The 6430-nt window shown below is 46.6% G+C and carries 8 protein-coding genes; 7 read left to right on the top strand and 1 reads right to left on the bottom strand.

Annotated elements, in window-relative coordinates:
- From VNN20_00265 to VNN20_00280, 4 genes are all read left to right on the top strand, one after another.
- On the top strand, window positions 1-757 hold a 757-nt coding region (locus VNN20_00265; protein HWP90622.1), incomplete at its 5' end, for a bile acid:sodium symporter family protein.
- Between the two features lie 43 nt (window positions 758-800).
- A complete protein-coding gene (locus VNN20_00270; protein ID HWP90623.1) occupies window positions 801-1721 on the top strand; it encodes a DMT family transporter in 921 nt (306 codons plus the stop codon).
- Window positions 1722-1774: 53 nt separating this feature from the next.
- Window positions 1775-2167, top strand: a complete 393-nt coding sequence (locus VNN20_00275) for a nucleotidyltransferase domain-containing protein (protein HWP90624.1) — start codon at window positions 1775-1777, stop codon at window positions 2165-2167.
- 2 nt (window positions 2168-2169) lie between these two features.
- The gene (locus tag VNN20_00280) at window positions 2170-2592 is read left to right on the top strand and encodes a DUF86 domain-containing protein (protein ID HWP90625.1); all 423 of its coding nucleotides are present in this window, start codon (window positions 2170-2172) and stop codon (window positions 2590-2592) included.
- Window positions 2593-2595: 3 nt separating this feature from the next.
- On the opposite strand, the gene VNN20_00285 is transcribed toward VNN20_00280, so the two are convergent.
- Window positions 2596-3702, bottom strand: coding sequence for a D-alanine--D-alanine ligase family protein (locus VNN20_00285; protein HWP90626.1), 1107 nt, complete (start codon window positions 3700-3702; stop codon window positions 2596-2598).
- A 126-nt stretch (window positions 3703-3828) separates the two neighbouring features.
- On the opposite strand from VNN20_00285, the gene VNN20_00290 reads away from it, so the two are divergent.
- From VNN20_00290 to VNN20_00300, 3 genes are all read left to right on the top strand, one after another.
- Window positions 3829-5274, top strand: coding sequence for a DegQ family serine endoprotease (locus tag VNN20_00290; protein HWP90627.1), 1446 nt, complete (start codon window positions 3829-3831; stop codon window positions 5272-5274).
- Window positions 5234-5725 (top strand): RidA family protein, encoded by a 492-nt coding sequence (locus tag VNN20_00295; GenBank protein ID HWP90628.1) that lies wholly within the window; start codon window positions 5234-5236, stop codon window positions 5723-5725. The genes VNN20_00290 and VNN20_00295 overlap by 41 nt, the downstream gene beginning before the upstream one ends.
- 54 nt (window positions 5726-5779) lie before the next feature.
- The coding region (locus VNN20_00300) for a DUF6775 family putative metallopeptidase (GenBank protein ID HWP90629.1) at window positions 5780-6430 on the top strand (651 nt) is incomplete at its 3' end.

Here is a 6430-nt window from a genome sequence, read left to right on the forward strand (position 1 = left end):
GGTTTTGCTGAGACCCCAGGATGTGGCAGTGGGATTCATAGCTCAATACGGGATTATGCCTTTTGCCGGATTTGCCCTGGCTAAAATTCTCAGCCTCGAACCGCTTCTTGCCGCCGGGGTAGTGCTGGTGGGGTCATGCCCCGGAGGGACCGCCTCTAACGTGATAACCTATTTGGCGAAAGGGGACGTTGCCTTATCCGTGGCTATGACCTCGGTATCTACTATTCTTTCTCCTATTTTTACTCCGTCCCTTGCCTACCTCCTGGCCGGGCAATGGATACCGGTGCCGGTTCTCGGTCTTTTCATTTCAACTCTGAAAATTATTATTCTACCGGTAGTTCTGGGGGTTGGGGTAAGGAGTCTATTCAAGGAAAAAGTCGGTACAGTCACAGAATTTCTTCCTATGGTTTCTTCGGTTGCCATTATTTTTATTGTGGGTGTAATAGTGGCGGCTAACGCCGGCTCCATCGGGAAAGTGGGGATCAAAACAGGGATGGTGGTGGTGCTCCATAATCTTACAGGTCTTACCCTTGGTTTTTATCTGGCGAAGCTTTTGGGAATGGAGACGGCGAAAGCCCGGGCGGTGTCAATAGAGGTAGGGATGCAGAACTCCGGTTTAGGGGTAGCGCTAGCAAAAACCCATTTTGGGGCGCTTGCGGCTTTACCCTCAGCCATGTTTAGTGTATGGCACAACATATCCGGCTCGGCGCTGGCCTGGTGGTGGAGGAGGAAGGATAGTAACAATTCAACCAAGTGAATCATGCATCCTGCATCATTTCACCGTTGGTTAGATGAATAGTATGGGCGAAATAAAAAACACGGAGAAGACAGAAACAAGATTTCCGCTGAAGGGTTATTTGTTCCTGGTGAGCACTGCTTTCTTTACCGCCCTATCCTATGTGTTTGGAAAAGCGGTTAATAAAGACCTGAACCCGGAGTCTGTTACCTTTTACTGGTTCTTCGGGGCGTTCTTCTTTTCGATATTCGCAGTGATGCTATTCCCCTCACAGAGAGGTGAACTTAGGCAGCTAAGAAAATACACGACCATATTTATCTTAAGCTCCGTAGTCACTGCCATAGGCGCGGCCCTATGGATCTTCTCGCTCAGGACAATCGGGCCTCCGCTCACCTCATTCCTGATGAAAGCACAAACCCTTTTTTCCTTGTTTTTAGGAGTGATGTTTCTAGGGGAGAGATTAAATAAAGGGGAGTCGATCGGAATAATCGTCACGATTGCTGGCGGTGTCATAGTTGCTTATCAAAGAGAAGGCTACTTACTTCTCGGAACGTTGATGGCCCTTCTCTCCGCCTTTTTCTACTCGCTTCTATCCTTCTTGGTGAAGAAAATCGCACAGGACCTGAATATGCTCACGGTGGCTAACCTGAGGGCGCTGGGGGTGGCTATTGTAGCCTTTATATATCTGATAATCTCCGGAAGGTTTCAGTTACCCGGATTAACCGACCTGGTACTTATGGCTCTTGGCGGCCTCACCGGGGCCTATATAGCCAAGGCCAGCCAATTTCAGTCGATTAAGCTTCTCGATGTTTCCCGCTCTACAGCGGTGATGCCGATGGAATCTCTCTTCGTCATTCTATTCTCTTATTTCATTTTTGACGACCTGCCACCTATCGTGAAATTGATCGGCGGCGCCGGGATTATTGCCGGCGTGGTGTTTCTGGTTATCTTCCGTGGAGAAAAAAACGACGTGCTGGGGAAATGAGTTATGCCATAATCTTTTTTGATTTTAACTCTCCAATCTTATATGATTAGAGCATGGACGATTCTGTTAAGGAAAAATTAAACGGAATAATTCTGCGCTATCCTCAGATTAAGCTTGTCTATCTGTTTGGTTCGCAGGCAAGGGGGGAGGTTGGCCCTTTAAGCGATTATGATTTTGCCATCTACTTTGATGAAAAAGACCGGAAGAAGATGTTCGATACCAAACTAGAGTTGATGGGCCAACTGAGCAGGATTCTGGGCACGGATAAAGTGGATATCGCTATTTTGAACCTATCCGAGATGCCGGAGTTTAGATTCAATGTTATAATGGAAGGGCAGTTAATCTACGAGGAGGAGCCTTTCAGGGTTATAGTGGAGCCGAAGATCCTTAATGAGTATTTTGATTTTAAATCAATTCTTGGTAGGTACGGATTGACCAAATCTTAAACATGACAAACCTCTCCGTTGCAGAAAATAAAATAAGCTCGTTAAAAAAATACCTATCTATACTCGAGCCTTACCGAAATCGTTCTGTAGAGGAAATAGAAAGGGATACTACCTTGAGAGGAGCAATCGAAAGATATCTATACTTGGTATGTAAAACGGCAATCGACTTGACTGAGGTAATAATATCTGTCTCTAAGTTCCGGAAGCCGACTACGATAAGCGAGTCCTTTGTTATATTGGAAGAAGAAGGCGTTATTGGGGCTGACTTGAAAGCCAGGATGGCTGATTTAGTCGCCCTCTTGAATGTTTTAGCTCATGAATATGAAGAAATAAACTATGAGGTGCTGTATGATGTTCTCAGGAACAGGCTTCAGGATATAACAGAATTCGTCGAAACCGCGGAGAAGTTTTTGAATTTGAAGTGAGATTTACCCTTGTTCTATATCCGTCCTCAGCTTTTTATTCATCTCATATCTTTCAATCGCCAAATTGATTAACCTGGTAATAAGCTCCGGGTATTTTATCCCGCTCACCTCCCAGAGCTTTGGGTACATGCTTATCTGGGTGAAGCCGGGGATGGTGTTAATCTCGCTCACAAAGATATCCCCGGTTGTCTTATTCATCAAGAAATCTACTCTCCCCATTCCTTGACAGTCCACCACCTTGAAGGCCCTGGCGGCATAATCTTGAAGCCTCTCCACGGTTTCCTTATCCAGGTCCGCCGGGGCGATAAGACCGGTGCCCTGCTCGATATACTTGGCCACGTAATCATAGAATTCTCGGTGAGGCACTATCTCTCCAGGTAAAGATGAAACCGGGTCTTCATTCCCCAAGACGCTTACTTCAATCTCCCTGGGGACTTCGACCGCTTGTTCAACTATAATTCTTTGAGAAAACTGGCAGGCAAAGTCTACTGCTTCATTCAACCCACCCTCTGATCTGACTTTAGTTATACCGACGCTCGAACCGAGGTTGGCTGCCTTCACAAAGCAGGGCATTCCGATTCCTTCTAGAATCTTTCTTCTTACCTGTTCTCTCCTTAATTTCCAATCATAACCGTAGAATCCGACGAATTTTACTACCGGAAGCCCGGCATCCCGAAAAATTGTCTTCATGATAATTTTGTCCATGCCCACCGAAGAGCCCAGTACCGACGCCCCAACAAAAGGTATTCCCATGAGTTCGAAAAGCCCTTGAACAGTGCCATCCTCTCCATGGGTTCCATGGAGTACCGGAAATAGAACATCAACCCGGTGTTCTCTTTGCACCTTGCTTTTATTCAACTCGTAAAAGACCGGTTTTTCCGGATTAAGGGAGGGGGATAGGATGGTGTTGGTGAAAATCTCTAAACCTCCGTCTCTGAGCCAGGCGTCGACCGAGGCCTTCCTCCAGGTTCCGTCTTTCCCGATGAAAATGGGAAACACCCAGTACCTATCGGGGTCCAAATTCCGCATGATCGATTTTGCCGAAAGAAGAGAGATCTCATGCTCTACCGACCTTCCTCCGAAAACCACACCTACGACTATCTTAGACAATTCGATGCTCTTCCTTGTCTTTTTGTAATGGATTACCCAAATAAGGTGACGTTGTCAATCAAAGTATTTTCCTTGACATCAAACTGTTCTAACAATATCATATTTTTTTATTTGGAGGCTTAAAATATGGCAAGGTTATTAAAAACCGCTGTTCCACTGTTAGTTGCACTCTTTCTCACGATTTTTCCTTCGGTCATAACTAATGGGAGGGCAGAGGCCCGTGACCTTACTTCATTATCCGAACTGGTGAAGAGGTTGAAGCCGTCCGTGGTCAATATCAGCACGACCAACGTCATCAAAAGAAGCGCAATGCCTTTCGGACAGCCTTTTCAGTCCCCATTCGGGGGAGGTCCGGACGACCCGTTTGAGGAATTCTTCGAGAGATTCTTCGGGGATGTTCCAGGGGAAGAATTTAGGCAGAGGGGCTTGGGTTCTGGGTTCATCATAAGCGAGGATGGTTACATCATAACGAACAATCATGTCGTAGAAAAAGCCAACGACATCGATGTGATACTGGAAAACGGGGAGAAGTATAAAGCCAAGGTTATAGGCAAGGATCCTAAAACCGACCTAGCGCTACTAAAGATCGATCCCAAAAGGAGACTCCCGGCAGTGGGATTTGGAAATTCAGACCTGCTTGAAATCGGAGACTGGGTTGTAGCAATAGGAAACCCGTTCGGGCTGGGACATACGGTTACAGCAGGTATAGTGAGTGCTAAGGGAAGGTCTCTTGGACTGGGCGCATACGATGATTTCATCCAAACAGACGCCGCTATCAACCCCGGCAACAGTGGCGGGCCTCTTTTTAATTTAGACGGCCAGGTGGTTGGTGTGAATACTGCTATAATCGCCGGCGGCCAGGGGATAGGGTTTGCTATTCCTAGCAGCATGGCCAAAAACGTCATAGAGCAACTCAAGGATAGCGGAAAGGTTGTTCGCGGCTGGCTGGGCGTTCTGGTGCAGCAAATCACCCCGGAGATTGCCGAGAGTATGAATTTTAAGGAGCCCAAGGGGGCGTTAGTTGCGGACGTGACCCCGGGTGGACCGGCTGAAAAAGCGGGGATTAAGAGAGGGGACGTGATTGTCGAATTCAACGGAAATAGGATCAACGATATGGCCGACCTGCCCAAAATAGTTGCAGCCACACCGCCAGGAACCCAATCGGAAGTGAAGTATATAAGAAACGGGGATGAAAAGAATGTGGAAATTAAGGTAGGCGAACTCCCCGAGGAAATTGCCAAGGCTTCAGCGGTAGGCGGGGAAGAGGTTCAAAGGGATTTAGGCCTCATAGTGCAGGAAATCACTCCCTTGATTCAGAGACGCCTTAATATCGAAGAAACCGAGGGTGTTATAGTGACCAATGTTGAACCAGGGAGTATTGCCTGGGATGCCGGACTCCGCCGGGGGGATATAATACTGGAGATAAACAAAAAGCAGATAAAGAATCTTGAACAATATAGAAAAGCCATAGATTCGATTAAGAATGGGGATAATGCTCTTCTCCTGGTGAAACGAGACAAGAATACGGTTTATGTTGCTCTCAAGGTCGGAGGGACGAGCGATAAAGGCTGAAGAAAAGTTGAAGGAGCTCGGAATTGTAATTCCTCAGATTTCGGCTCCCCTTGGCTCTTATAAGCCTGCCCTAGTATCTGGAAATCTCATTTTTGTTTCCGGCCAGCTTCCCATAAGAGAAGGCCAGCTTTTATACAAAGGAAAAGTCGGTGGAGAGGTCTCTCTTGAAGAGGCGATTGAGGCGGCAAAAGTGGCTGCGATAAACATACTTTCCGTTATGAAATGGGAATTGGGAAGCTTGAATAGGATTGCACGAATTGTGAAGGTTACCGGATACGTGTCGAGCGCCCCTGGTTTTGAGTTGCAGGCCAAGGTGGTAAACGGAGCGTCCGATTTGTTCTACGAAGTCTTTGGTGAGGAAGGTAGGCATGCCCGTGCCGCAGTAGGTGTTTATGAACTTCCTCTTGGCGCACCCGTGGAGATAGAGGTTATCGCCGAGCTTTCTTCCTAAAAGTCTTATATATTTAAATAGACAAGTCTCATTGATTGGTAGAGACGCATTGCAATGCGTCTCTACATTATAATCATGTCTAGAATTAAAGAAATCTTTATCTACTCTGACTGTCCATCAAATTCATTATCGGTTCCTGAAGTAATTGATTATCTAAGAGAGACTGGATTCTCCGCAGAATACCGGGGGAATTTCTTCGAGTTTTTGGATTTAGCTAAGGAAGAAGCTCAGGAGTTAACAAGGAAAATAGCAGGAACAAGGGTTCTGGACATATCCACGCCTCTCGACGAGGTCAGGGAGCCTATATACGGGGAAATCGGCGTAGAGCTGAGAAGACTAAAAGGAGAGGCAAGCACACTCGGGGTGTTATACGACGGACTTTGGCTTCAAAGAATTTTTTATAAAATCATTTACGAAAAAATTAAGGGTGAACTTGGCAGCGGATTTATTCACATAATTTTTACAGGCCGACTTTTTGGAACTTTTGAAACAGGCGATTCCCTAAAGACCCTCCCTCCCTTCGACCCCGCTCAGGACAAGCTTGATAGCTACCCCAGATCCCCAAGGTATCACGCCAGAGTAATACTTACCGGACTTCCATCTTTAATCTCAACTTCAGGAATAGTAGAAGCCCCGGCCAGGCCAAAGGACTATTACTGGCTGAAGGCCGGTTTCATACGAGCGGGGAAGGATGTAAGGGAGCTC

The organism is Thermodesulfobacteriota bacterium (genome assembly GCA_035559815.1).
Lineage (GTDB): Bacteria > Desulfobacterota_D > UBA1144 > Nemesobacterales > CSP1-2 > DATMAT01.